The following is a 25,678-nucleotide window of genomic DNA, read 5'->3' as shown; positions in this document are numbered from 1 at the left end:
ACCAATCTTTATTCGTATTCATTTTTAGGTTGTACACCTAACATTTCCTGAACCATTTGTAATGGATGCTCATCTTTAATGACTTGTGCTAACCATTCATGTAACGGCATTTGACTCCATTTAATGGTTTTTTGAAGCATATAACTCACAGGGCTATGAGGCTCATTTGCTTGAAAGTAATCCGCGATTTCTTGCAGCACTTTCATTGCTTGCTCACGATTCGCCAAGTGTGTTTGAGCTTGAGGCTGAAAAGCAGGCTGATCTGAAACAACTTGTACAGGCACTTGATTTTCCATAGATGAGCTCGTGATGACTGTCGCCTGCTCTTGGATTGGCGCAAGCCCAGTACCAAAAGCTTCTGCTTTATAAATCTTGCGTAATGTGCTGTGAATGGTTTCAAATGCTGAATCAATTGCACCAAAACTCGGCGAGTCTAGTCCCATTAAATGATCAAGGGTTTGTTTTAGAACATCCCATTCAGTTAAGACTGAACTAAAATCTTGATAATTAGAATATTGAAAAGTTTTAGACGTATTAAAAATAGCTTGATCGAATTGTTCTAACTCCGATGGCCCCGACTGACTATCGTAATCTTCAGTTTGTTTACGGCGAACATTTTCGTGATATAGAAAATTATCGTAATCAAGCAAATTATAATAAGGAGCTGTATTGGTTAAAGAAACTTTCTTTAACAACATCGGAAGTTGATTAATTAAACCCTGTAATAACCCAATGCGCTGATCTAAGTCATCATCTTCGATAACAGGGTGAATTTCCTGCCAATATTGATTCAACATGGTATGACTTAAGGTTAAACCTTTAGCCATACCATCAAAACCATAAAGATGACTCCAAGCCTCTAAGAGCCAAGTTAATAGACGAATATCTTTTGTATTCTCTTTTAGCAAAACACTCGTTTTATTGGATACAAAGTCCCAATCGGCCTGTTTGCGCTCGGCAACCCAATCACCTTGATCTAGCAATAGATCATCTTGTGTCTTCGCTTTTTTTATTTCATGAAATTCATTAGAAAATGAAAAGTCGTCACCACACGGTAAGCTATCACTAATGGGTTCAAGGAGTTCAGAAATATTAATATTCATCTAATTTTAGCTCTATTCAATTTTAAACTTCTGACTTCAACTTTTTACTCGTCCTTTTTTTAGCAGCTTTCGCAACCGGATCTAGTAAATATTGAATTTCGTCATCTTTAGCATCAATCATGATAATTTTTGGCAATTTTTGCTCTGCTAAAGCCACCAAAATTTCTGTAGCCAATGCAGGTAACACCGTAGAATTTAAAATATTATCAACGTTACGAGCACCGCTATCGACTTCTGTGCAACGGCTTAAGAGTAGCTCTACCAAATCATCAGAATATTGGACTTGTGTGCCGTATTGTTTCTCAATTCTGGCTGTGATCTTGCCTAGCTTATGTTTAATGATTCGTACGAGTAAATCGTCGTGCAATGGGAAATACGGCACAACTCTCATTCGGCCTAAAAATGCAGGCTTGAATTGCTTGTACAAACTTGGTTTTAAATGGTCAATCAACTCTTCAGCTGTTGGCCATTCTTCTACAGGCGTATTTAAGCACGCTTGCATAATGGCACTTGAGCCAGCATTTGAAGTCAACAAAATAGTGGTGTTTTTAAAGTCAATAACTCGACCTTCACCATCTTCTAAAGTGCCTTTATCAAATACTTGATAAAACAGTTCCTGAACATCACTATGTGCTTTCTCAATTTCGTCAAGCAACACAACACTATAAGGATTACGGCGAACAGCTTCTGTTAAAACACCACCTTGACCATATCCCACATATCCAGGAGGTGCGCCTTTAAGTGAAGATACCGTATGTGCTTCTTGGTATTCCGACATATTAATCGTGATTAAATGCTGCTCACCACCATATAATTCATTTGCCAAAGTTAATGCAGTTTCAGTTTTCCCCACGCCACTTGGCCCAACCAAAAGAAAGACACCTTGTGGCTTATTAGGATCTTCAAGTTTTGCTTTTGAAGTTTTAATCCCTTGAACTAGTTGTGTGAGTGCATAATCTTGCCCCATTACACGTTCGCCCAATTTATCTTCAAGCGTTAATATCTGTTTAATTTCATCATTGACCATTTTTCCGACAGGAATACCGGTCCAATCAGAAATAATTTCGTTAATGATTTGAGAGTTTACTCTTTCAAAAACTAATGGTTGCTGACCTTGAATTTCAGCAAGATCCTTACGCAGTAGATTGATCTGATCATAAGCCTCAGATTCATTAGAATGATTTTGTGCTTCTAATTTCTGAATTTTATGAACAAGTTCTAATTCTTTTTGCCACTGCTCTTGGGTTTCATCAATTTCTTTTTGCAAAGATTCTAAATTAATTTTTAAATTTTCTAATCGTTCATGATGAATTGGAATCTGACGATGCTCATTTTCTAAAATCTGCTGTTCAAGCTTTAAGTTATGCTCTTGAGCCTTTAACTGATCGAGTTTTACCGGTTGTGCATTTTGGGTTAATGCAACACGTGCTGCTGCTGTATCAAGCACACTCACTGCTTTATCTGGAAGTTGGCGACCACTAATATATCGATGTGAAGAATGAACCGCAGTAACGATCGCTTCATCATCAATTTGTAGATTAAAGTGCTGCTGCATCACAGGAATCATTGCACGTAACATATCAACGGCAACTTCTTCGGTTGGCTCTTCTACTTTTACCACTTGAAAACGTCGGCTCAAGGCAGCATCTTTTTCAAAGTATTGCTTGTATTCCGCCCATGTTGTTGCAGCAATGGTACGCAATTCACCACGTGCAAGTGCTGGTTTTAAAAGATTTGCAGCGTCATTTTGCCCTGCTTGCCCACCTGCACCAATTAAGGTATGTGCTTCATCAATAAATAAAATAATAGGATGGGCAGAAGCTTGAACTTCTTGAATCACTTGTTTTAAACGGTTCTCAAACTCGCCTTTAACACTTGCGCCAGCCTGTAACAGCCCCATATCAAGCACATGTAAATGGACATTTTTTAAGGCGCTAGGCACTAAACCTTGAGCAATTTTTAAAGCCAAACCTTCGACCACTGCTGTTTTACCAACCCCCGGTTCTCCAGTTAAGATCGGGTTATTTTGGCGTCGACGCATTAAAATATCGAGCATTAAGCGAATTTCATATTCACGCCCAATAACTGGATCTATACCGCCTTGTTTAGCTTTTTCAGTTAGATTAATCGTGTACTGATCAAGCGCAGGAGTTTTAACTACTTTTGTATTTGTTGTAGCGACTTCTTCTGGCTCATCTTCTTTCGAAAGTGTTTTTGTTTCATCTTGTTGTTCAACACTCTTCTCACAAATTTCAAGAAACTTATGTTTCATTGAGTCGATTGGTAAAAGGTCGAATAAACTCGAAGCTCGAGTGGCAATTTGATATAAATCAGGTGCAGTTAATAACGCAACTAATAAGTGACCACTACGAATAACTGGATTTTGCTCAGCGGAAGCCAATAACCAAGCTTGTTCAAACAAACGAACGATAGATTTAGCAAAAATAGGAGTTCGAGAATTACCTTTCGGTAATTGCGAAATTGTTTCTTTTAAATCATCAGCCAAAGCTTCAGGTGAAATTTTATATTTCTTTAATAAAATTTTTAAATCATTTTCTAGAGATTGATTAAGTAACTCTAAAAATAAATGTTCAATTTCAATTTCGTAATTCTGTTGAATAACACAAGCATTAGCCGATTTTTCTAAAGCAGTACGCGCAACTGTAGAAAGTTTTGTAATTAAAATTTTTAAATTACTCATCATTACTCTCAATATTTTTAAATAATTTAATGCTTAAAATCATAATGCCTGTATATTAACAAAATTCAGCTTTATCAGACAAACTACTCATCATTTCAAGCGTTAATATGTTCTAGTAGATATTTATATAAAATATCTCTACCCTTATCCTTGATTAACTAAACTCTGTTTTGGCAATAATTTACAGCCGCATGATAATGAATCATTTACACGCGCTCCAGATTTTCCCATAACAAGCATATTCGGATCACCCGATACAATCGTAGAAACCGTTTTATGTAACGGACAAGTGGCCTTGTCTCCTACACACGCAATTGCAATTCCTTCAATTAAAAACGTACTGTTCCCTGAAATGACTTGCCCTCCACCAGTGGTTGGGCATCCAATCGTAATGTAAGGGCTAGCCATGTTCTTCTCCTTATATTTATAGAACAGTAAACTCAATTCGACGGTTTTTCTTTCTTCCTTCTGGAGACGTATTATCTGCAACTGGCTTAGAGGAACCTAAACCTTCTGTAGATAAATGGTCTGCCGGAATACTTTTACTAATTAAATAGTTTTTCACTGCCAATGCTCGATCTTGGCTAAGTTTTAAGTTTTTAGTCGCATCGCCAGAACTATCTGTATGTCCAATAATTTTGACTTTCTTACCGCCTACTTTGTTTAAAGCAATAGCCATCTCATCTAGAATTTTTTGACCCGCATCAGTTAACACTGCACTACCAGATTCAAACTCAATAATTCGATTTTTCAGTGCATCATCAATAATTTTCTGTTCAGCCTGATTGACTGATAACTGTGAATACAGTTGATATGGTGGCTGAACTAACCCTTGAAAAGACTGAATAGTCGGCTGGATCTCTGCTGGATTCAGCATTTTTCCACTCAACTCAAATCGAGTACCGTTTACACTTAATTTACCTTGCGAGACTTTTTTTAGGTCAGGGGTAATCACTCGTGTAACCGAATCACTCCATCCATTTGGAGCAGCTACTGGTCTCACTTGTATTTTATCTACGACTTGATCTGCGCCATAAACAGACTGCATTTTTAATAAGATAGCCTGCTTACTGGCTTCGTTAGGAACTACGCCTTCTACAACAATGGGCTGAGCCAAAGCATAATTAGCTACGGCATAAATAAGACAGCCTTTTATGAGCTGTGAAAGTTTAGTTTGATATCGTTTATTCATTATTATTCACCCAAAAAAGTCTGTCTAAATAGTTTTAAGCCTTGATTTAAACTTAATTGGCGTTGGCATAATGATTGTTCTAGCGTAGCTAAACCAGCATTCTGCTCCAAGTAAGTATCAATCCACTGAGCTTCTATTAAAGAAACCCAATGTTTACTATCCATATTCTGAGTAAAAATATCGCTAAGGGCTAAAATATCAGCTCCCTGAAAACCAAAGAATAATACGGGCTGCTCTCGATGTAACAAACCTATCAGCACCTCAGTATTATGCTCCTTTAAAAAGCGGCAAATAATACTGACCCAAAAAGCAGCTATTTCATAACTGTAAGCAGGATTATTAATAGGCAAAATTAATACTTTATTTAACCGACTAGTTCCATTTTGTAAAATTGGCTGGAGTAATAATCCCAGCCCAATCATACTTTGCGCTAATTCATAAATACTTAACTTCATTAACTGAGCAAATGAGTGCATCGTATGATTTTCATAAAAGCCTACACATTCTCGTTCAGTTAAAACCTGAATTTGATTTTGTAAGTGACCTAATTTTCCAAGTAACAAATCTGAATCTTTAATGCCTTTTAAAGCGCGATTGTTTTGAAATAAATCAACAAGTACATGTTTATAGCTATATGGTGCATATAACAAATTATCATACGGCAAATCAATTTCTAATAAATGGCTCAGCACCATTGGAAAAGATCGACCTGAACTATCTTCACTTGCGAGTAAGTTCGCAACCAAAAACATATTTTCTTTCGGATTGGCAATAAAGAAATCCAGTGAAGGCAACGTGCTATAAGCTTCTTTAAAGCTGCCCGATTGCATTGCATACTCCAATGCTTCAGTAATCCACTGATCAAGCAACTGTATTAGAGCATTCTGACCTTTTGTTTTTAAAAAGTCGCCTCGTGCAGGACTTTTGCCGTAATACAAAGGAGTGGTTTTTAATGTTTGCATTATTGTTCCTCCTTTCGCATAGAGGTTATTTTCCATGTCATGGTTTAACTCCCGCAGAAGGCTGAGCGAGTGCTGCAACAGGATTTTCAGTTCTTGCTGGAGCGGCAGCTTGAGCTGGCGCTTGCTGAGCAGACACCACTCGAGCGGCTTTATCGGCAGTGACTTTATCAACCAGTTGCATGCCAGCATAACCACGGCTTGAACCAATACTTCCTGAATTACTGCTGATTAGGCGGAAATTCATTTTTACAACTAATGATGGGTCGGTCTTACTACGCCAAAGCATTTCAAATCCGCCATTTTGTTCTTTACGTTGAGCACTATCAATTAAACGGTTAATACCGTATTCACCCGGCTCATCAAAAATCGTATGTGTTTGACCTTGTAAATCTACTGCGGTAATACGAGCACCCGGAATACTGCCTTGATTTGGCCAAATAAAGTTAACCCACTGTTGAACACCATTTTCATAAGTCATACGCTGACCATCAATATCCACGGTATATGAAAGTAACTGTGGATTTGGAATTGGGTAGAACTGGAAGTTAGATTGGTTGGTTGCTGGTGCCGCCGGAGCTTGAGCATTCAACTCACCTGTTGCCATACCATTCGCTGGAGTAACGTATCTTTGGAAATTCATGACGAATTGAGGATTTAAACTAATTCCTAAATCTTTCCATGTCTTAGACGTTAAGGTATAGCCACGACGGATCACAAATGGATCAAGGCTTTCTTTTACAAAGCGTGAAATACTACCGTTCTCGCCCAATATTTGACCAATTTCACTACTTGTAGCTTGCAAAGAAGCTGATGAGTTAAATGGATATTTCTTAGCAAGATTTGCTGTAAATGGCTGATAAGCTTGCATTACCCACAATTTATTAATTTCATCTTGTGTCGGTGTAATTAAGCTCTCAAAAGATTGTGTAAGTGGACTAACTACTAATTTTTGTAGTAATCGCTGATCAATTTCATTGAAACCAACCGCCATTTTTTCATCTACAATTTTTTGTGTCTGGTTAAATACAGAAGTCTGCTCATTTAGGGTTTGCTTGACTAATGTCATCGCATTCGGCCCAACTTCACCTGCATTCTTAAGCTCGTTAAACTTGCTACGAACTAGGGCTAAATTTGTCATATATTCATCAAGTAATGATTTACCTTGTTGATCATCACGTTTGCGAACCAACTGATAGAACATTTGGTACTCTTGAGAAATAGCGCCCTGAGCATTTGTTGCCACTTGATTAGCAACCTTATCGTCATGATTTAAAACTTTACGTTTAAACCACGCAACAAATCCTTTTTGTGGAGCTGCGAGCTCTGCTTGCACAACTGGATTATCCCAGTTTGTTTCGATTGCAACTCGTTCAATTAAGGTACGAATCGGAGAATTTTGCGGCTCACCCAAAACATCAATATTTTTTACTTGCTGAGCAAATTGGCCAGCTTTAGCATAATGAATACCACTTAAGAACTTTCTCCATTCCGCAATATATTCTTGCTTATAGAGTGCTGTCAGTTGTTTTCTAATTTGTTCAGGACTGCCTGAGAAAGTTAAATCATCAGATTGACGGCTATTTAGCACCCAGTCTTTACTATCTGTTGGCTTATCCGCGGCTTCTTCAATCGCTTTTTCTACATAGTCATTCCATGCTTTTTGGGTAAATACACCAGGCAATGCATAACTGCCCAATACAACATTTTTATTTGCTTCCCCTACAATTTGACTTACGGTCAGCGCAGGGAAACGTACCGCAGCACGCATTTTTATTTCATTATAAACACGATCACGGGCAGGCATTCCTCTCACAACAGAAAGCAATACTTGGCGTGTTTGATCAACAATTTGCGAATCTGCATCTAAAATTGGGAATTCTTTATCATTCGCTAAAGTCATTGCATATGACAAGATCTGTTCAGCTTCCTGAATCATATCTGCACGTGGCATTGGGCCTTTATTTGCATCTAACCAAGAGCGCCAGAAACGCGTAACCTGATCGCTTAGATGACTTGCATCCATATATTGTGGATTACTCATCATCAAATATGCTTTTAATGCGTTATACGCATCTTGAGGATTTGTGTCTGAAGGTTCTAAATATTGTTGAGTTTGAGCGGTTTGCTTAATTTCAACATTCGTATGATTGGCTTTTAATGTTGCTTCATTATTTTTTACACGTTGCAAATATTGAGCAATATTTTGCTGTGTCGGGGTTAAAACAATTTGCTTAACACCTTTTAAATATTCAGCTTTTAACTTTTCACGAAGCTCATTGCCCTGATATAAACCAAAACTAAACTTAAGTGGTCTATTTTCATCAAACTCATCTAATTGCTGTAGACGTCTTTGAAGAATAAGTAAAGCTTCTAACTGGGTTGACAATTGCTGGCCCGAAGCTTTTTCTAACTGAACGACTTTATTTAAATCAGCTTGGACTTCGGCAATCAATTGCTGGTTATTGCGATATGACCAAACCCAAACACCCAGAATAATTGAAACACCTGCCAAAGCACCAATAAATGCAATGTAGCGTTGACGTTTTCTGCCAGCATTTACATGCTGCTTCACAAGGTCTTTATCTTTTAAAATAACATCTGAAAACAGACCATTTAAGAAATAACCATGGTTAGGGGTAATTTTTGAATGATCTTTTAAATCAGTTTGAGCAATCTGAGTCAGTTGGAATTCTTGGGCAATTTGCTCAGTCATTGGACTTTCAATTACACCTTCTTGCAAAGCACTAGTGAAGTAGAACCCACGGAAAACAGGTTGAAATTGATATGGATTATCTTCAAAAAGTGTCGCAATAAAGCTCTTTAAAGCTGGTTTTAATGTTTTAAATTCTAATGGGAAAGTCATTACACTTGGTGAGATGTTTTGCGAATGGCGGCGACTTAAATGAGTCGAGCTTACCCCTTTTAGACCATCGTAAAGAATATTGTAATGTTTCTCGAATAAATCTACGGCATTGTGCGAAGAACTCTGGTCATACGGAAGCGTCGCTCCCCAAGCTTGGTTATATTCCTGAGCTTCATAAAATTCAAAAAACTCAGTAAAACCCGCAATTAAGTCCATCTTTGAAAAGACTAAATAGACAGGCACTACCACTTCTAAACGCTCAGTTAAATCTTGAATACGAGCACGTAAATTTTTAGCAAGCTTTAACGAATTTTCAGGACTTTGACTAATCAGCTCAGCAATACTGACAATTAAAATTAAACCATTGACCGGAGCTTTAGAACGGTTCTTTTTTAAAATATTTAAGAAACCTAACCACTCAGAATGATCTTCGCTATACACAGAATAACGACCAGCTGTATCGAGTAAAATACCTTCTGTAGAGAAAAACCAGTCACAATTTCGAGTACCGCTTAACCCAGCCGATACCATTTTTTGATGCGTTTCTTCGAATGGAAACTTTAAACCAGAATTATAGATAGCTGAACTTTTACCTGCAGCGGGGTTACCAATAACCATATACCAAGGAAGCTCATAGAGTGCCGCATTCCCTTTTTTATCACCCAACTTAGACTTACGAATCAGTTGAATTGATTCTTTCATTTGTTGATTAACAAGCTGAAGCTCTTCTTTATCTTTATTTTTGCCATATTCAGCTTGATTATCTTTTTCAATCGCTTCAGCTAACTCTTCACCTTGAGCAGCATGTTTTCTTCGTTGAATAAGCCAATAGATACCATAAACAATAAGACCCAAAGCATAGGCAGTCGCTAAAGCCCAGAATATATGACGGGGAATTGAAGTATATGAAGACATCAATGCCACGAACAATGACAAGGCGATAATTGCTTTAGGATTCGTGATGTACTGCCACAAGTAGCCTAAAATTGTATGCATTCTATTCTCGTTCTAAGTCCAAAGTTTAAATTAGTTATTCAACACCATCACATCATCTTCTGAATTTTCGGTGACACTCTGCACAAATGTATGTGCTGACACCATATTTTCACCAAAGACAAAAGGAATGATATGTTCAGGAAAATGCATACTCAGCATAAAGCCATAAATATCAGCTAAATGTTGGGTATGCCCTAATGAAGATTTCACATAAATATAGTGATGTGGTTCTACAGGTGTTTGAAGAAAGTGTTGCTGCAATTTCTTCGAAACTTTTATATCCGTCTGATCTGACAATATCAGCACATAAGGCTCTTCACCTTCATGCTGAGGTAAATCATGAAATTCAAAATGAGTAAAAATTTTCGCTGTATCTTGTTGACCTACAACAACTTTCAGATTTTTAGTAGGTTCTAATTCTTGAATTTTTACTAAAGGATCTGCAAGTAAACAGCTTGCTGCAAATTCAGCAGGAATATAATCTTTAATCATCCAAGATTTTTCATCGACTAGATCTTGATCAATTTCTGAATCAGCCACGACTAAAAAGAACATCTCATGCTTTCTTTTATGAATACCTTTTAATAAATGTATTAACTCTTGGTAAGCTAATTGCTCTCCAAAAAAATGATATTCAATGTGAATTTTTTGTGGAGCAATCCCAATCTCAGCAAAGAACTCTAAAATTAGTTCATTACTTTGATCATCATTCCAGATATGTAGTAAATCCTCCGAAAGAAGGATGTGTAGATTTAAACGATTTAAACGGTAAACTTCGACTACAGGCATTTGAGCATCGTCATATTCAGACTCAGGATCAACCCATGCCGGATGCATATGATATTCACGAGCTTGCTGCGACTCATAAAATAAAGTTGAACGTTTTAAATGCTCTGCGACAGGATATAAGTTTTCTATATTTTGTTCTAATTGCTGTTGTATTAATGACATCATACGAACTTGTCTTGGAGATGAGTAATCACTCTCCTCATGATTATCTTCATCCAAATCTTTAATACGATAAGATAAAAGAGGTAATCCGTAAGAGTTTAACAGTTGATCATCTAGCTCTGGACTTTTAAAGTTTTGTAGCTGCTCAATAATTGATTCATTCTCACCCAACGCATGTACGGCAAAAGCAGAGTAAATATTAAAATCTAACTTTTCGAGTGGTGCTTCACTTACAGTAGTTTGTTTTTGATTAGCATCATCTTTATTTTGACTTATAGCTTGTTCTTTCTTGTCTTTGTAAGCTTTATAGGCACTATAAATTAACCAAGGCGATAAGATCACCAAGGTAATAATTGCAGGTAACATTAAGAAATAAAGGAAAAAATCACCTTTATCAGGATTATATTGAACGTCACGCCAGTAGAAAATAATAATTCCACTAACTACTGTAAAAATAGCAATAAATGAGAGTAATATTTTTTTAATCATATTTTCTCTCCAATAAGGCTATAGCAAGTTTCATGACTATGCACTTTAGGTTGTTGTGATATAAGAAAAGAACCCTGCCCCAAACCATTCTGATTATGATGGGTTAGACAAATAGGTTGTATTTCAGACTCATCTAATACGAGTCGAAGATCTATCGACAAAGTTGGACTACACCAAGTTTCTACAATTTTTTTTAGTTTTAAGCTTAACTCTTGATTTGGAAGAAAATTTAAATATTGCTGACGTTTTAATGGTCCAATCTGAATTTCGATTTTTCCATCAATTTGCTGAATGGTTTCCCCACAAAATGTATTAACACCAAGTAGGCTCGGCAGAGCTCCACCTAAAGTGGTTAATTGGTCACTCGCCAACTTAAAAGATTCTTGTATAAACTCTTTAATCGTAATTTCATGCTTAAAAATACACGACAGCATCGTTTTTAATGCATGAACTGTATTATTCTGGCCCTGCATTAATCCAGAAAACTCTGCAAAATAGTCATCAAGCTCTGTTTGCTGATGTTGCGATCGCACATAGCCATTCAACGCATGCAGAATATCTAGATAATCATTTTTATGCTCAGTCTCATATCGAATTGGCAAATTATATGTAATGCTGGACTCTACATATTGAGCAGTAAGCTTATGATTAAATAAGCTCAGAAATTCTTTAGTTTCAGCTCTTTGCTGACGTGGGGCCTGTTTAATCTTGTTCGTATAGGTATAAGGTAGAGCACCTTGTATGCCTGTAAGGCCAACAATCAAATTAGTGATATAAACCCGGTCATTCGTTAATTCTAAATTTTCAATTTCAGTAGCAGGGAAATTTAAATTAAAGGATGTCTCAAACTTGAAATAATCACTCCAAGATGAACCAACTGCGCGACTAGAATCGTGCCTTAAGAGACGTGTTGCCTGAATAAATTCAAAAGACTTTGGCTTTGTAAACAACTCAGCTGTTATAGAAGAGTCTTGCCACCAACGTTCTGACTGCATTGGTATAACTCCTGCTGAGATGAATAATCCTTAACAACCAAATCAACAAAACTATTAATTTGAACCTTTAAATTAAAAACACGACTTAACAATTGACTAAAAATGTATAGGCTATGACCTCTAAATACAGATGAATCAATTTGCAACTCGGCCTTCACGCCCCTTACAAACATTGGAAATGGTTTACCATCTACCAGTTTATGAGTAAGTGAAAATTCAAGATGTTTAATTGATTCAATAATTAGATAATTTTCTTTTGATAATGGTAAGTTATATAAAGCAAGTAACTCTTTAATATGAGATACGGCATCACCTTTCATTAAAGCCAAACTATTTAATGAAAGGTGTGAAATGACACGCCACTGCTCAGTCTGGCTCTGGCCAAATTGATAAGGTTTAGTGGGCCTTTTTAAAACAATGGCACGTCTAGCCAAACTACTATCATTTAAGTTCAATATATTATTAGACTGCCCTAATGCTTCATGTGGCAAGTCACGATTTGAACACAATAATTTTGTACTAATAAAATCTGAACGTGTTGAAGAAGGATTTAAATTTTTAGAAATAATTGAATATCCCATTTCAACGAAATTCGGTTGTAGTTTTTGATAGTTGACCGAATAGAAAAAGCGAGCCTTGTCTGCATGGTAATGACTCATCGCAAAAAAAGGCAGCACAGGAACATAGCTTTCTTCGTGACTGGTTTTTTCACGCACCATATTCATTTCAGTAATTGAATAGACTTGATAAAACTCAGGATGATGCGCATCTGTAATTAATGGATATTCTAATTGCTTGTGTACGATTTTTTGAGGTTCAGCATATTTTTCAAATAAATTAATGACTGGTGTAGTAAATAATTTAAAATTAGCAACATTCAACTCAGAATAATTTCGAACCACGGCTTGATCATTTAAATTTAATTTAAAATGAATCAGGAGTTCAAACTCACTACCTTCTAGAGATAGATTCTTTAAAAAGTCTAAATCCAGCTTAAGATAATTAAATTTTTCAGGAAAACAAAAATACTCCATGAGTAAACGATACGCATGATGAGTATGCTGATCGAGAGGCAACAAACTCTCTTGTTCTGAAAAACCAGTTAACTCAAATGGATTTTTATCCAGCGCTATAACTTTCTGCCCTATTTTGATAGCAAAAGTTGTTCCCTTCTTAAAAATACTATCTAGTACTTGAAGCGGAAAATTAGAAATTGCATCTAAATAAATAGGAAGTTTTTCATTTATTAAACATAAATGAGCATGATTAAAAATTTCGAATTTAAAATTTAAAGTCGCATTTTGGCTCAAATGCATATGTGCACTTGGTGTACTTTTAAACTCTAACGTTTGCAACGTTATTGGGAGTAATTTGACTTCTTGCGTAGTATTAAACTCACATTGAACCCCCTTAAAACTACGAGACTTCAAAACCGTATGTGCAGGCACAACATGAGCTTGTGTAAGCTGTTTAATTTTATTTATATCTTCGAAACTTACTACCGAACAAGCTGGAAAGTGCCTTAGGTATTGAGGAAACATCACCTCAAATAAAGAACGTGTAAATACGTCATAACTATCAGCAAGTTTTTTATCAATGCGGGCAGCAATTAATGAAAACGCCTGTATAAGACGCTCAATATGCGGGTCATCAATCTGCTCTTGATTTAAAGATAAACGTTGAGCAATTTTCGGATATTTTTGGGCAAATTCTCGAGATTGCTGACCAAATTCTTGTAGTTGTTTTTCGTAAAACGGTAAAAGCTCTTCTATCACAACACACCCACTACGCTTAGGTTCTCGCCGAAATTACATATTGTTGCGTTGTCGGTTTTAGCAATGCATCAAAAACGACAGGTTCATACAGTGGATGAATATTTAGATAAGCCTGAATACTTAAACACAATGCCCCCATATTATGTCCATCCAACAACATCTCGACCCGTATTTGTCTTAATCTAGGCTCATGAGCTGCTATTGATTGTTCAATTGATTGGCAAATCTTGTCTCGATCTAGCGGATTGGCTGTAGAAAGCCCCACAAAATCAATAATCCCGAACTGAAGTATAGATTTTTTAACTAGCGGATAATCATCAACCACATGGTCCAATTTAGCGACCCGACTATTCAGCAAGTCTTCTAAATCTTTTGCTACCGATTCTCTTAATTGCTGAATAGAAAGACCTTTTGCATAATCTTCACTTTCAGGAATTAAACGATCAAACAAAGTTGAACGAAATCCGTATGGATAAAGCCGATCTAAATTCATTCGAGTTCACAACAAGCATGCTTAAAGACAGCAGAGGCTAACTTTATGTCAGCCTCCACCAAATATTCACTTAAATAATTATGCTGCGTAAGAAGCAGTATTATTAGAAAGTGACCATTTCTTAGTAACAGCACCTTTAGCAGTACCGTTAATATCTTGTTGGTTATATGTCCACTCAACAGCTGCGTATTTCAAACCAAACGCTTCAGTTGGAACACCTTCTTCGTTAACTGTTGGAGTTACACTAGAAACTAGAACATGCTTCAATTTAATTTGTAAGTACTTGATGCGTTTGTCACCATTCGCACGATAAAAATCAATTTGTACTTCATCAAATGTATAACCAGCTGAACATGCTTCCCATAATTTCGGGCTAGTTGCATCTAAGTCTTTAATAAAAAGCATATCTGAATGTTCAACACGTTCAGCAGTATGACCACCAACACTACTTGAAGTAGCAGATTTAGGTTGACGAATGTTGTGAGACCAAGAGTTAACTTCTAACCAGCCTTTGTGCTCAGAATCACGAGATTCACCATCAACTTTATACTTACCGCGAAACTCAACGTATATATCTTTCATTTAGAACTTTCCTATTTTTAATTTAAAGTTATTCTTTCGCTGACCTTTATTAATTTGAGGACTGAGGTAACTCAGTGACAAGTCGTAAAGAAACCGACAACTCATCCAGCTGGAAGTGTGGTCGCAAGAAAACCACAGACTTGTAGTGACCTGGTTGAGCAGGATCTTCTACAACTTTTACAGACGCTTCACGTAAAGGGTATTGAGCTTTTGCTTCTTGAGAAGCGCCATCATCAAGTAATACATACTGTGACAACCACTCATTTAAAAATGCTTCAACATTTCCAGCAGAAGCAAAACTACCCACCTTATCTCTCATCATTGCTTTTAAATAATGAGCAATACGTGAAACAGCCATGATGTACTGAATTTGACTTGATAAAGCAGAGTTTGCATTTGCTGTATCATTGTCATATTTTTTAGGTTTTTGAGTTGATTGCGCGCCAAAGAAAGCAGCGTAATCGGTATTTTTACAATGTACTAAAGGAATAAAGCCCAAATCGCTTAATTCTTTTTCACGACGATCAGTAATAGCAATTTCTGTTGGACACTTGAATACCACTTCGCCATCTTGTGTTTTAAAAGTATGAACTGGTAAGCCTTCTACCAAACCACCACCCTCAACACCGCGAATTGCAGCACACCAACCATGCATATCAAATGCATTTGTTAAACGAGTACCGAAAGCATAAGCAGCATTCATCCACAAATATTCATTGTGGTTTGCACCAGAAACATCCTCAGCAAAGTTAAACCCTTCTGTCGCTGTTCCTTCTTTTGGATGATAAGGAAGACGACCAAGCACGTGTGGCAAGGTTAAAGCGACATAACGAGAATCTTCACTGTCACGGAATGAACGCCATTGAACATATTCAGCCGTTTCAAAGATTTTTGAAACATCTCTAGGACGATCAATATCTGTAAATGACTCAAGACCAAGAATGCTTGGGCTAGCAGCAGAAACGAAAGGCGCATGAGCTGCAGCAGCAACATGAGAGATTTGCTCAAGCAAATACATATCAGAAGGCGTACGGTCAAACTCAAAATCACCAATGAGTGCTGAATATGGTGCACCACCAAAAGACCCATACTCTTCTTCATAGATTTTTTTGAATAAAGTACTTTGATCAAAATCTGTAGCACCTTGAAAATCTTTGACCAACTCTTTTTTAGTCGTATTTAACATACGAATTTTAATGAGAGGATTAGAAGGTGTTTCCTGACAGAAGTAGTAAAGACCACGCCAAGTTGACTCAATTTTTTGGAATTGTTCATTGTGCATGATCTGACTTAATTGATTTGAAATCAGTGCATCAATTTCTGCAATACGCTTATCAATTGATAAAGTCATATTTTCAGAAACTGTAATTGTCCCTGCCATTACTTCCTTGGCAAGTTCACCGATTAAGCTTTTTGCACGCGAATGTTCTTCTTCATTTCGGGCAATACGGCTTTCTTCAACAATCGAGTCTAAAAGATTAACTTGTTCATTTTCAACAAGTGGCATTGCTGCCGATTGAGCATTATTCATGATCAGCCTCCGCACTTAATTTACGGATCTGATCAGTACTTTTAAGAACTTCATCAAGTAAGTCTTCTAGACGCTCACTGTTAGAAATCTTATTTCTTAAATCTGTTAAACGCTCACGGGCTTCAACCAGTTTCTTTAATGGGTCAACTTGTTGAACAACATTTTCCGGGCGAAAATCTTCCATTGACTTAAATGTTAAATCAACTGCAATTCTTCCACCCTCTTCAGTCAGCGTATTATCTACTTGAAAAGCTGCTCTTGGAGACAATGACTCCATAACTTCATCAATATTATCTAAATCGACATTAATGAACTTTTTATCTTTTAATTTTGTACGTTCAAGCTCAGATGCTGCCGAAAAATCACCCATCACACCGACAACAAATGGTAATTCCTTCGCTTCTTTTGCATCACCAATTTCAACATCATATGTGAGCTGAACACGTGGAGGTCGAATTCGCTGAAGCTTCTTTTGTACGCTTTCTCTCTTAGCCATAAGATTCTATTCCTGATTATTTAATTAAAGGGTCAAAAGGCGAACTTTTTGATTTATTAACGTTGGCTACAGGGGCAGTTTTTGGTTTAACCGCAGTTGCTTTTGCTGGAGTTGCTACTCGTTTAGTTACTGCTCTGGAAGTAGTAACTCTGTTACGTGTTACAGCTTGTTTTTTATAACTTCTTCTTTCGTTATCAACTAAGCCACCTTCTGTAGCTGCCTTAACGTTTGAAGGATCAGGCGCAGGCATTGAAGTATGAATATTTTCAATTAACTGTTTAGCAGGTGGATAAGTTACATCGTTGCTTAAATAACGCATTTCCTGACTTCGCATTTGCTGCAACGAGTTATTTGCAATGCTTACGCCAGATAAAAATAGAACATCTGTTATTAATGAACCGCGTATATTTTGACTTTGCAATTGGCTTGCCAAATTCAATGCTTTAACTGGTTGATTGGTTTGGTAAAACCGCATAGCAGCTTTAGCTAATAAATCATTTTTTTGAGTCGTATTATCGCTATCACAAACTTGTTTAAAAATATTCAATAGCTCAGGATCATTTTGACCTTCTGCTAACGGATTCTTTTTAATACAACTTTTTTTAAGTTTTACAGGCTCTAGTTCTGCTGCTTGAGCACCTGATAGACCGATAATGTTTCCAGTCAGCAAAAGTATCAAAATACTTCGTTTCAACACAACTTTCATTCCTCTGTTTTCTTATTTATTCAAGGCTTTACTGAAAAGTTAATATTGATAAAACATTAAAAAATCAGCCTAAAAACCTTATATTCAAAAAATTTATGCGCAGTTTATCATATAAACAAACATATTTTATATAAAAATCATATCAACTTAAACTAAAAGTAAATAGTTAAGATGGTTATAAAATATAGCTTAATAAAGTTATTCTTATAAAAATATAATATTGTTATTTTTTGTAATTAAAAATAAATTATTGATTTTTATTAAAAAAATTAAAATAAAAACTAAATAAAAAATTGATTTAAATATCATTCATTTAGTTTTTATGAAACATTTGCTTAACAATATTTAATTTTATATTACTAGATAGTAATTCCATTTGGTTATGAACAAGCCATCAAAACTTATAGTAGAAGATTGCAGTACAAAAAATATAAAACTTGTCAAGACTAATCTGTCTATCGATTATACTTTTTTAAATAAATTTAGTTTTCTGAATAAGGATTAAAAAGTACCATCTTTAGCCTCAAGTATGATTTTTCAAATATTTTCTTTAAAAATCTATAAGCAAAAAATTAAGTTTGTTTTTGTAAAAATATCATGATGAATTATAGATTTCTCTTTTAAATAGCCAATTGACTCACACGAAATCCCCCAACAAAGGCATCTAATCTATATTTCAATTATAAACTATCTGAGCTCATTCTAATTTTTCATAAACTATAATGATTATTCACCGAGTTGAATAACAAAACCGCTATTTATATCTTTCACATCTCTTATTAAAATAGCTTCATCAATATTCAACCCAATGATTTCCAACAAAATGATGAAACGGAATATAGCTGTTGTTTTATTTTCAAGTCTTGCTTTAAGTGCTTGTGCTAAATCTAGTGAGACAAATCATAAATCTTCAAAGCTCTCACCAGAACTTCAACAAAAAATTCAGCAATTGGTTAAAAAAACCAAAAAGAATATGATATTCGTTGAAGGTGGTAGCTACCTGATGGGTGATTTTGGACTAGTGACCCCAGAATTAGAAAAAATGGTTCCAAATAGTATGGCGGTGAAGAATCCCAAGGGTAATACTGAAAAACCTGCTAACCAACCTTTTTCGCCAGGGGATAATAATAAGATACTGCATAAAGTCACACTTAGCAGTTTTAATATGAATGCTTATAAAACAACGTTAGAAGACTTTAATATTTTTACAGAAGCCACCGGACAAAATGAGAGTGCAGATAATAAGCGATATAATCAAAAAATCGCTCATGAAATAGCCACTGGTATGGTGTGGCAACAAGCCAAAGACTACTGCCAATGGTTGGGACAGCAAGTCGGAACACCTATGGATTTACCTAGTGAAGCACAATGGGAATATGTAGCTCGAAATAAAGGACAATATACTCTATTTGCAACTAATACAGGCCATATTGAAGAGGGAAAAAACTTATGGAGTATGGAACAATACGATCAATATATTGAGAAAAACAGCCCCTCTACTGCCGTAAACATTCCTGTTCTAGGGAAAACACCATCGAATCCTCTAGGTTTTTACGACCTTGTTACGAATAATTATGAATGGATGAATGATTGGTACGATAAATATTATTATAAACATTCACCTATTGATAACCCAACAGGACCTAAAACAGGGACTGAAAAGGTATTACGTAGTACATCGCCAATGGGAGCCGATAATTTGATGATGGCTGATGGAATAAACATAGCTAGAACTAAAGCTTTACCAACTCCAAATGAGGAAAGTAAAACTAAGTATCGTTTATATTCTGCGCGTTGTGTCGCTAATGTTCCACAGCCTATAAAATAACTTTAAACCACATATGAATCATCTGAGTTCTGTTCATAATTTGCTGCAATAAACAGTTCCGCATCAGTACCATCTATCTCAACAGATGGTACTAGTTCAGTATTTAATGCAATTAAAGTATCAGAATTGATAATACTTGGTTGTTCAGCCATTTTTTCTCTTAATTTTTCTAATTCTCTAGGATTATTCATTGGCGCTTTTTCATGTAATGGAATAGTTTTTACGATTTTAGAACGTAATTTTTCGTATTGCTCCACATATTCACTACCACGTCCAATAGTATCTGAATTAAGAGCATATTTTTTAACAAAATCACTAGCCCTTGACCAGAATCCATCATGAAAATATACCAATAATTGTTTTTCCAAGCTTTGAATACTCTGTTGCGATTTCGCCCCTCTCAATGACATCCTCTGGAGCACATTAAACCACTCATCTTCAGTTACAATAGTTTCAAAAATTGCAAGTACCGCTTCTTTATGTGTAGGTAAAAAAGGGCTAATTCCTGTTTTAGGCATATCGGCAGCATGAGTATATTCACTATGCCTTGTCATCTGATAAATTAACATTCCTTTAGCATTGGGTGTTGCCATTTTTAACCAATCTGGTTGACGTTTAATTTTATTTGCTAAATCGACAGATGTTTTTGCAATAGAGTATTTAGCGTTAAATGTTTCAAACTCCCCTGCGATATCACTTAAAACTTTTGCTGTTAATGAATCATTGCCTAATGCAATTACAGCCAATTGGCTTAAATTAGCAAATGCGTCTTTTGCAATAAAACCCAACACGGTAAATTGAGCTCGTAAAAGTTGATAATGTACCCATCGTAATACTTCAAGAACCTGACTAAAATCAATAACGAAATCTAGCGCACCTTTTGCCCCCAACCCAACACATAAAGCTGCTTTCGCCCTAAAACGAAATTGGTTGCGTTCTAACCAGTAAAATAATTTAAAATTAACACCCGCCCCTAAGCCTGCACTTACAGCAAAATCGACAGCTAAGCTCGCTAAAGGTTTAAAATCTTTAGCTTCAGGTGAAAGCCACTGGAACTCTCCAGATGGTTTGATTCCCGCCTCTGCACCAGCAAAAGCTTCAATTTGCCCCTCTGAACTTGCACCACTACCAGGAATGATGGTTTCATCTCGATCCATTGGCACAAATCTTGGACGGTTTTCTCCCATATTATTGGCTAGTGAAGGATTTCGATTTCTTCTACCATTAGCAGCCAATTGTTGCTGTCCATTTTTACTATAGCTTATCTCTAGGCCAATTCCAGCAGCCACTTTTGCACCTGCAAAACCATAGAGTTCCATACCAATAACAAATCGAAATGCACCTAGATCAATGTCATCAAAGTTCAGCATCCAACCTTTATCACATGGAATTACATAGGTGGTTTTTGCCTTCCCTTCAAATAGCACTAGTTTACCTTGAGCATTAACATTCGCCTTAGCATTCACCTCACCACTTTCGGGTTTCCAGCTTGCACTTGTCGATAAGCCAGCGCCACCAACACATCTTAACCATTGTGATTGAATATCAACCGTTAAGTTGTCTGAGAGCTTAATTTGTTCAACAAAACCCGCACTAAAAGCAGAGAAATCCCAAACCTTAGTTCCTGTTTGCTTGGAATATTTCGCAAGATCTAAACTAACTTTTTTAAATTCATTATGAATAGTCTCTTGGTTAATTTTCTTAAAGTCTTGTTTTATATCCTTAAGTTTCTTTAACTCCGTCCCTAAAACCGTTACCTTAAAACTTTCTTTGTTCTTTTTCTTTTGTTGCAACTGCATATATCTGTCAGTACGCAGATAGCGACGTCTGAAATCAAACTCCTGCGTGTTACCATTTGGATTTTTCTTTTGACGCGCTTCAAAAGTAATGACTTCTGTTAGATCAGCCGCTTTTTTAAAGTTTTTATTGAGTTCTTCTTCGATCTTTTTCTCTGCTTCTTTTATTTCTTCTTCTGCTTTTTTAACATTAGAAACACTGCCAGATTTTATTGCTTCTGCTAATTTATTTTTAGCATCAAAAGAGTTTCCAAATAATTTGTCTAGTTTTGAACTTTCCTTTTCAAATTCAGCATAATCCTCAGCTGAAAGAACTATCATTTCCTCTCGATGCATATTTAAAATAACAGGTGGTTTTCCATTGCCCTGCAAAGTTACTGTCGTATTCTTATCTTGCTTTGTTATTTTCGCAACAGACTTCAACTGTACAGTGACATAATTCTTCTTACTCATAGTTGCAAAATGCTGTATGTCTTTTTTCTCTGGTTGAGCAGACATATTTACGAATTTAAATTTTACAAATATAACCTCACCTTTTGGCGAATATAAAGGTGGAGTAAAACCATTTTTATCTACAACAGTCATTTTGACATTAGGTAAACTAATTTTCTTTTCCTTACCCTCTTTGTCAAAAGTAAAAGTTTCAAATGGAATATTATCAGCTAGTTTAGTACCCCTAAACCCTTCTATTTTATAGCGATAATATTGTTTGATTTGATATTCTATAGTAGTGATTCCTTGCTTTTCTTCTTTTATATGGAGACCTGAACTACCATTAATATTAATGGCTTTCTCCCACTCCGAATCCTTTCTTTTAATCCAAAGATCATACTCACCAACTGGCAGATACATTTCTTTAGTAAAACCTTTCATGTCAGTTTTAGCTTCTCGGTTCTGACTCAAGCTTGGACCTTCGTGCACATCTTTATACTTCGCCATATTTTGGGCAATCGTCTGAGCTGGAATAGGTCTATTTTTATAAATGGAGTTTAAATCCAACGGCTGCACAAGAGGCTTAGAATTCTTAGCACTTCCTATGGCTATTGCTAGTTTATTAACCTGTCCCGGCCGTTTCCCCTTTTCAGTTACAGAATAATCCATTCCATGGCAAGCAATCGTATCGTTATCAGGCAATACATTAATAAATAGCTTTAATTTAATCTTATTCATCATTTATTCTTCTTCAAAAGTTACAAAACCATCGTGAACATGATCTTCTAAACTAATTTGGATTTGCTGAGGACCCTTGGTTGTGATCTTCTGTGTTTTACCTTGACCATCTGTCACACCACTGACCATTTCCCCATTCGGCAAAATCATTAAATATTTTTTATTTTTCAATGCATTTCCATCCATATCTTTTGCAATATATGTTAAATGGTAATCTGGTAACATTGCCAACTCTGGGTTTTTCGTTGCCACCTTGGCTCCGCCCATAAATAAATGCTGCCCAGCCTTCACCTCAAGCTTCCCTCCTGTGACAGGGAAAATGCCTGAACCATTCAACTTAACTTGAGACCCATTTGCAGTCAGATTAATTTCAGTTGGGCTAGTAATATAAACCGTGTCTTCAGTTGAAGTAATTTGCACGCCCTTTCGAGCAATAACATCTAAGCCATCACCTTGAGCCTGAATTTCAACTTTACCTTGACCAGCAAAAAGTCGAGCGCCTTCTTGGGCTGCAAATAGACTAATTTTTTGGCTTGCATGAGCCACTATATTTTTTTGTGTACTGATATTAATGCTATCTCCAGCACTTTGAGTAAGCTGACCATTTGCACTGAGGTGTATATCCTCATTACTACTTACAGCAATACTTTTTGGAGATGCCAACAGCATCACAGCTGTTTGAAACTCAGCAGCTTTTTTTGGGTCTTCGTGTTTAAGAGCCTCAATAAATGACTGAATATTCTCAAGCATATCTAATGGATCAGTTTGCTGGTTTTTAACAACTTCACTCAGTGCTTTGGCATTGTTGAGGCTGCCTTCTATTTGCTGTTTGGCATCGGCTGCATCGAGGTGTCCGCCTTGAGCCTGATCCTGTTTGTGAGTACTAACGAGTAAGCCACTACCAGCTCGAACCGCACCCCATTGGTCTGTTCTGAGTTCGAAGCCTTCACCACGGCCTTCACTTGTCGCGCTGTCTTTTGGATGGCTTAAGTTACCGAGGTTGAGCTGACTGACAGCATGACTACTTTGTAGCTGGGCGCTGATTTGCACTGTGGTGTCATCAAAACGTAGTTGGTTAAAACCTTTACCATCGACCTCTTCGGAGCGGATACCACTTAGTTTTTTGGTATCGGGTAACTGGCCTTTCTGGTCAAATTGGGTCGGATGACGTTCAGCTTCATGAATACGCCCCACTACAAACGGACGGTCTATGTTGCCGTCAAAGAAATCGATAACAACAATCTCACCTACACGAGGCAAGAACCGCGCGCCGTAACCAACGCCTGCCCACGGGGTGAGTACATCTACCCAAGCTGAGTCGGTATCATTGTCATTACTTCCCGCTCCACCGTCATGATTATGGTCATCAGTTCGGGTAAATAGGAAGCGAACTTTAATACGCCCCCACTGGTCGACATGAATGCTTTCGCCTTCCAAGCCCACCACTTTAGCGCGCTGTGGGTAAGCTGATGGTCGGTGCTCTAGCGGGTTATATTCAGGAACAGTTTTAATATTTCTGCGTGACAAGATAAGCTCATTACCCTGACGCTCTGCTTGATTATTTAGTCCTGATTGATCGTTTTGCCATTGGCTTTGACTAATAAGCTGGTTAACTTGTTGCTGCAAATCTTTTGGTAAGTTATTTTGCTGGTAGAAGCTTTTACCAATAATCAGAAATTCTTTGTCTGATCCATTATGTGTATTTATTTCTGGATGTTCATTCAATTCAAACCAATAACCGACTTGCGCATCACGTACTGTGGTTTGTGCACGAAAATATTTTGATTGAAATGCATAATAATCGGATAGATTTTGATTGAGTTTTTCTAGCTGCTGGTGACCCGATGCAGTGGCTTGGTCTTCCCCATTTAAGTCTTGCATCCAAGCAGGACTGACATGCCATGCCTGCTCCAGACTTAAACTTGCATTATCCTGATTAACACTATGGCTATGCTTTGACTGAACACTACCCATGCCTTCTTCTTGACTTAAGGTATCAGCTTGCCAACGTTGCACATGCACGGCTGTAGATTGCAAGTTTCGGGTTGCCACAAGGCTCGTCATACTGTCTTGTTGTTCAACTGCGCTACTACGGTGATAACGGATATTTCTTCGGTCTAATGCTAAATATGATTCATTATTATCAATTAAACGTAATTTTTGTGGTTGGATCTCATCTGAGCTATCTGCGACACACAACTGCGCTTCATCAATTAACCAGTTAATGCCTTCACTACGCCAAAGTCTGGTTAAAAAAGTATAATCCGTTTCATTACTTTGCATAACAAAAGGTCGAACATCGTAGTCTTGTGTCAGACCTTTTAAGTCCAAAGTTAAGCTAGACGCAAACAACGAACTTTTGTTTTGCCATTCTGTAAATAGAATTTCACTAATGTCCCGTACACTTTTATTCATAAACACACGGCTATTGCGGCGTTTATGCCACAGCACGGTCGGGTCTTGTAATCTCAATTTATACAATGTTAATGAACCATCACTCTGCCCCTGACTGGCTTCTGTAATAATTCCTGTAGTTCTACATAGCTGCCCCTGATCAGTTACTTGATCGACTGCAACCTGACAACCAATAAATTGTTTTAATGAAATATGGGCATTGGTAGAAAGACAAAATAAACCGGCAGTCACACCTTCATTTAGCTGATGCTGCCCTTCAATACTTTGTAAAAAGACTTGAGTATTCAACGATGGATTAGAAAACTGAATATGAAGCACACGTTTTTGCGAACTGATACCTAAATCTTCTAAAATTCTATGTATATGAGATAACATCTTTTTTATGAAAACTTTGTCAGGATTGGCGTTATTTTATAAAATACAGAAACATCTGTCTATTTTGTAAAGAGAAACTTAACCATATGAATACACGAATGAATGAGAATACTATCCGTGATAAATATAAAAAAGTGAATTAAACGCCAACAAGTATAAACACCTTTATTGTTAGAATTATCTTCATCTAATAATTTTTGTCGAACTTTAGATTGACCACTTCGAGTTCCTCCACCAATTTTACTATCTGCTAATTCTT

At 36.6% G+C, this 25,678-nt stretch carries 17 protein-coding genes; 1 reads left to right on the top strand and 16 read right to left on the bottom strand.

The window, feature by feature from the left end:
* Positions 1-8: 8 nt before the first annotated feature.
* The 14 genes from tssA to KTH84_RS00370 form a co-directional block, all read right to left on the bottom strand.
* Complete coding sequence (tssA, locus tag KTH84_RS00440) at positions 9-1,103, bottom strand: type VI secretion system protein TssA (protein ID WP_262471591.1); 1,095 nt, start codon at positions 1,101-1,103, stop codon at positions 9-11.
* A gap of 22 nt (positions 1,104-1,125) precedes the next feature.
* Positions 1,126-3,807, bottom strand: coding sequence for a type VI secretion system ATPase TssH (gene tssH, locus KTH84_RS00435; RefSeq protein ID WP_262471590.1), 2,682 nt, complete (start codon positions 3,805-3,807; stop codon positions 1,126-1,128).
* A gap of 141 nt (positions 3,808-3,948) precedes the next feature.
* On the bottom strand, positions 3,949-4,212 hold the full coding sequence (locus tag KTH84_RS00430) for a PAAR domain-containing protein (RefSeq protein ID WP_042897393.1): 264 nt from the start codon (positions 4,210-4,212) through the stop codon (positions 3,949-3,951).
* Between the two features lie 16 nt (positions 4,213-4,228).
* Positions 4,229-4,996: an OmpA family protein gene (locus tag KTH84_RS00420; RefSeq protein WP_262471589.1), complete on the bottom strand. Its 768-nt coding sequence runs from the start codon at positions 4,994-4,996 to the stop codon at positions 4,229-4,231.
* Positions 4,997-4,998: 2 nt separating this feature from the next.
* On the bottom strand, positions 4,999-5,958 hold the full coding sequence (gene tagF / locus KTH84_RS00415) for a type VI secretion system-associated protein TagF (RefSeq protein WP_005047747.1): 960 nt from the start codon (positions 5,956-5,958) through the stop codon (positions 4,999-5,001).
* 37 nt (positions 5,959-5,995) lie between these two features.
* Entirely contained in the window at positions 5,996-9,817 is a 3,822-nt protein-coding gene (gene tssM, locus KTH84_RS00410) for a type VI secretion system membrane subunit TssM (RefSeq protein ID WP_262471588.1), read from the bottom strand.
* Positions 9,818-9,847: 30 nt separating this feature from the next.
* Positions 9,848-11,257 (bottom strand): hypothetical protein, encoded by a 1,410-nt coding sequence (locus tag KTH84_RS00405; protein WP_262471587.1) that lies wholly within the window; start codon positions 11,255-11,257, stop codon positions 9,848-9,850.
* Positions 11,254-12,252, bottom strand: a complete 999-nt coding sequence (tssG, locus tag KTH84_RS00400) for a type VI secretion system baseplate subunit TssG (protein ID WP_262471586.1) — start codon at positions 12,250-12,252, stop codon at positions 11,254-11,256. Before tssG ends, KTH84_RS00405 begins: the two co-directional genes overlap by 4 nt.
* Positions 12,216-14,027, bottom strand: coding sequence for a type VI secretion system baseplate subunit TssF (gene tssF, locus KTH84_RS00395; protein ID WP_262471585.1), 1,812 nt, complete (start codon positions 14,025-14,027; stop codon positions 12,216-12,218). Before tssF ends, tssG begins: the two co-directional genes overlap by 37 nt.
* A gap of 16 nt (positions 14,028-14,043) precedes the next feature.
* The gene (tssE, locus tag KTH84_RS00390) at positions 14,044-14,520 is read right to left on the bottom strand and encodes a type VI secretion system baseplate subunit TssE (RefSeq protein ID WP_002048404.1); all 477 of its coding nucleotides are present in this window, start codon (positions 14,518-14,520) and stop codon (positions 14,044-14,046) included.
* Positions 14,521-14,598: 78 nt separating this feature from the next.
* A complete protein-coding gene (locus KTH84_RS00385) occupies positions 14,599-15,102 on the bottom strand; it encodes an Hcp family type VI secretion system effector (protein WP_003651052.1) in 504 nt (167 codons plus the stop codon).
* Positions 15,103-15,151: 49 nt separating this feature from the next.
* Complete coding sequence (gene tssC / locus KTH84_RS00380; RefSeq protein WP_133974264.1) at positions 15,152-16,633, bottom strand: type VI secretion system contractile sheath large subunit; 1,482 nt, start codon at positions 16,631-16,633, stop codon at positions 15,152-15,154.
* Positions 16,626-17,129: a type VI secretion system contractile sheath small subunit gene (gene tssB, locus KTH84_RS00375; RefSeq protein ID WP_003651049.1), complete on the bottom strand. Its 504-nt coding sequence runs from the start codon at positions 17,127-17,129 to the stop codon at positions 16,626-16,628. Before tssB ends, tssC begins: the two co-directional genes overlap by 8 nt.
* 16 nt (positions 17,130-17,145) lie before the next feature.
* A complete protein-coding gene (locus KTH84_RS00370) occupies positions 17,146-17,835 on the bottom strand; it encodes a hypothetical protein (RefSeq protein ID WP_262471584.1) in 690 nt (229 codons plus the stop codon).
* 823 nt (positions 17,836-18,658) lie between these two features.
* Here KTH84_RS00370 and KTH84_RS00365 point away from each other — a divergent pair.
* A complete protein-coding gene (locus KTH84_RS00365) occupies positions 18,659-19,663 on the top strand; it encodes an SUMF1/EgtB/PvdO family nonheme iron enzyme (protein ID WP_262471583.1) in 1,005 nt (334 codons plus the stop codon).
* A 2-nt stretch (positions 19,664-19,665) separates the two neighbouring features.
* Here KTH84_RS00365 and KTH84_RS00360 read toward each other — a convergent pair whose 3' ends face one another.
* Both KTH84_RS00360 and KTH84_RS00355 read right to left on the bottom strand, forming a co-directional pair.
* Positions 19,666-22,632 (bottom strand): ATPase, encoded by a 2,967-nt coding sequence (locus tag KTH84_RS00360; protein WP_262471582.1) that lies wholly within the window; start codon positions 22,630-22,632, stop codon positions 19,666-19,668.
* A complete protein-coding gene (locus KTH84_RS00355) occupies positions 22,633-25,419 on the bottom strand; it encodes a DUF2345 domain-containing protein (RefSeq protein ID WP_262471581.1) in 2,787 nt (928 codons plus the stop codon).
* Positions 25,420-25,678 lie beyond the last annotated feature (259 nt).

This window comes from Acinetobacter sp. WU_MDCI_Abxb74, assembly GCF_025513915.1.
GTDB lineage: Bacteria > Pseudomonadota > Gammaproteobacteria > Pseudomonadales > Moraxellaceae > Acinetobacter > Acinetobacter calcoaceticus_C.
This window is presented reverse-complemented; position numbering and strand designations above follow the sequence as displayed.

Bases quoted from the DNA above. Each gene is read 5' to 3' on its own strand.
- KTH84_RS00365 (WP_262471583.1), top strand. From the start codon at position 18,659: ATGATGAAACGGAATATAGCTGTTGTTTTATTTTCAAGTCTTGCTTTA.
- KTH84_RS00370 (WP_262471584.1), bottom strand. From the start codon at position 17,835: ATGAAAGTTGTGTTGAAACGAAGTATTTTGATACTTTTGCTGACTGGA.
- KTH84_RS00355 (WP_262471581.1), bottom strand. From the start codon at position 25,419: ATGTTATCTCATATACATAGAATTTTAGAAGATTTAGGTATCAGTTCG.
- tssM (WP_262471588.1), bottom strand. From the start codon at position 9,817: ATGCATACAATTTTAGGCTACTTGTGGCAGTACATCACGAATCCTAAA.
- KTH84_RS00430 (WP_042897393.1), bottom strand. From the start codon at position 4,212: ATGGCTAGCCCTTACATTACGATTGGATGCCCAACCACTGGTGGAGGG.
- KTH84_RS00360 (WP_262471582.1), bottom strand. From the start codon at position 22,632: ATGATGAATAAGATTAAATTAAAGCTATTTATTAATGTATTGCCTGAT.
- tagF (WP_005047747.1), bottom strand. From the start codon at position 5,958: ATGCAAACATTAAAAACCACTCCTTTGTATTACGGCAAAAGTCCTGCA.
- tssB (WP_003651049.1), bottom strand. From the start codon at position 17,129: ATGGCTAAGAGAGAAAGCGTACAAAAGAAGCTTCAGCGAATTCGACCT.
- tssE (WP_002048404.1), bottom strand. From the start codon at position 14,520: ATGAATTTAGATCGGCTTTATCCATACGGATTTCGTTCAACTTTGTTT.
- KTH84_RS00420 (WP_262471589.1), bottom strand. From the start codon at position 4,996: ATGAATAAACGATATCAAACTAAACTTTCACAGCTCATAAAAGGCTGT.
- KTH84_RS00385 (WP_003651052.1), bottom strand. From the start codon at position 15,102: ATGAAAGATATATACGTTGAGTTTCGCGGTAAGTATAAAGTTGATGGT.
- tssC (WP_133974264.1), bottom strand. From the start codon at position 16,633: ATGAATAATGCTCAATCGGCAGCAATGCCACTTGTTGAAAATGAACAA.
- tssA (WP_262471591.1), bottom strand. From the start codon at position 1,103: ATGAATATTAATATTTCTGAACTCCTTGAACCCATTAGTGATAGCTTA.
- KTH84_RS00405 (WP_262471587.1), bottom strand. From the start codon at position 11,257: ATGATTAAAAAAATATTACTCTCATTTATTGCTATTTTTACAGTAGTT.
- tssH (WP_262471590.1), bottom strand. From the start codon at position 3,807: ATGATGAGTAATTTAAAAATTTTAATTACAAAACTTTCTACAGTTGCG.
- tssG (WP_262471586.1), bottom strand. From the start codon at position 12,252: ATGCAGTCAGAACGTTGGTGGCAAGACTCTTCTATAACAGCTGAGTTG.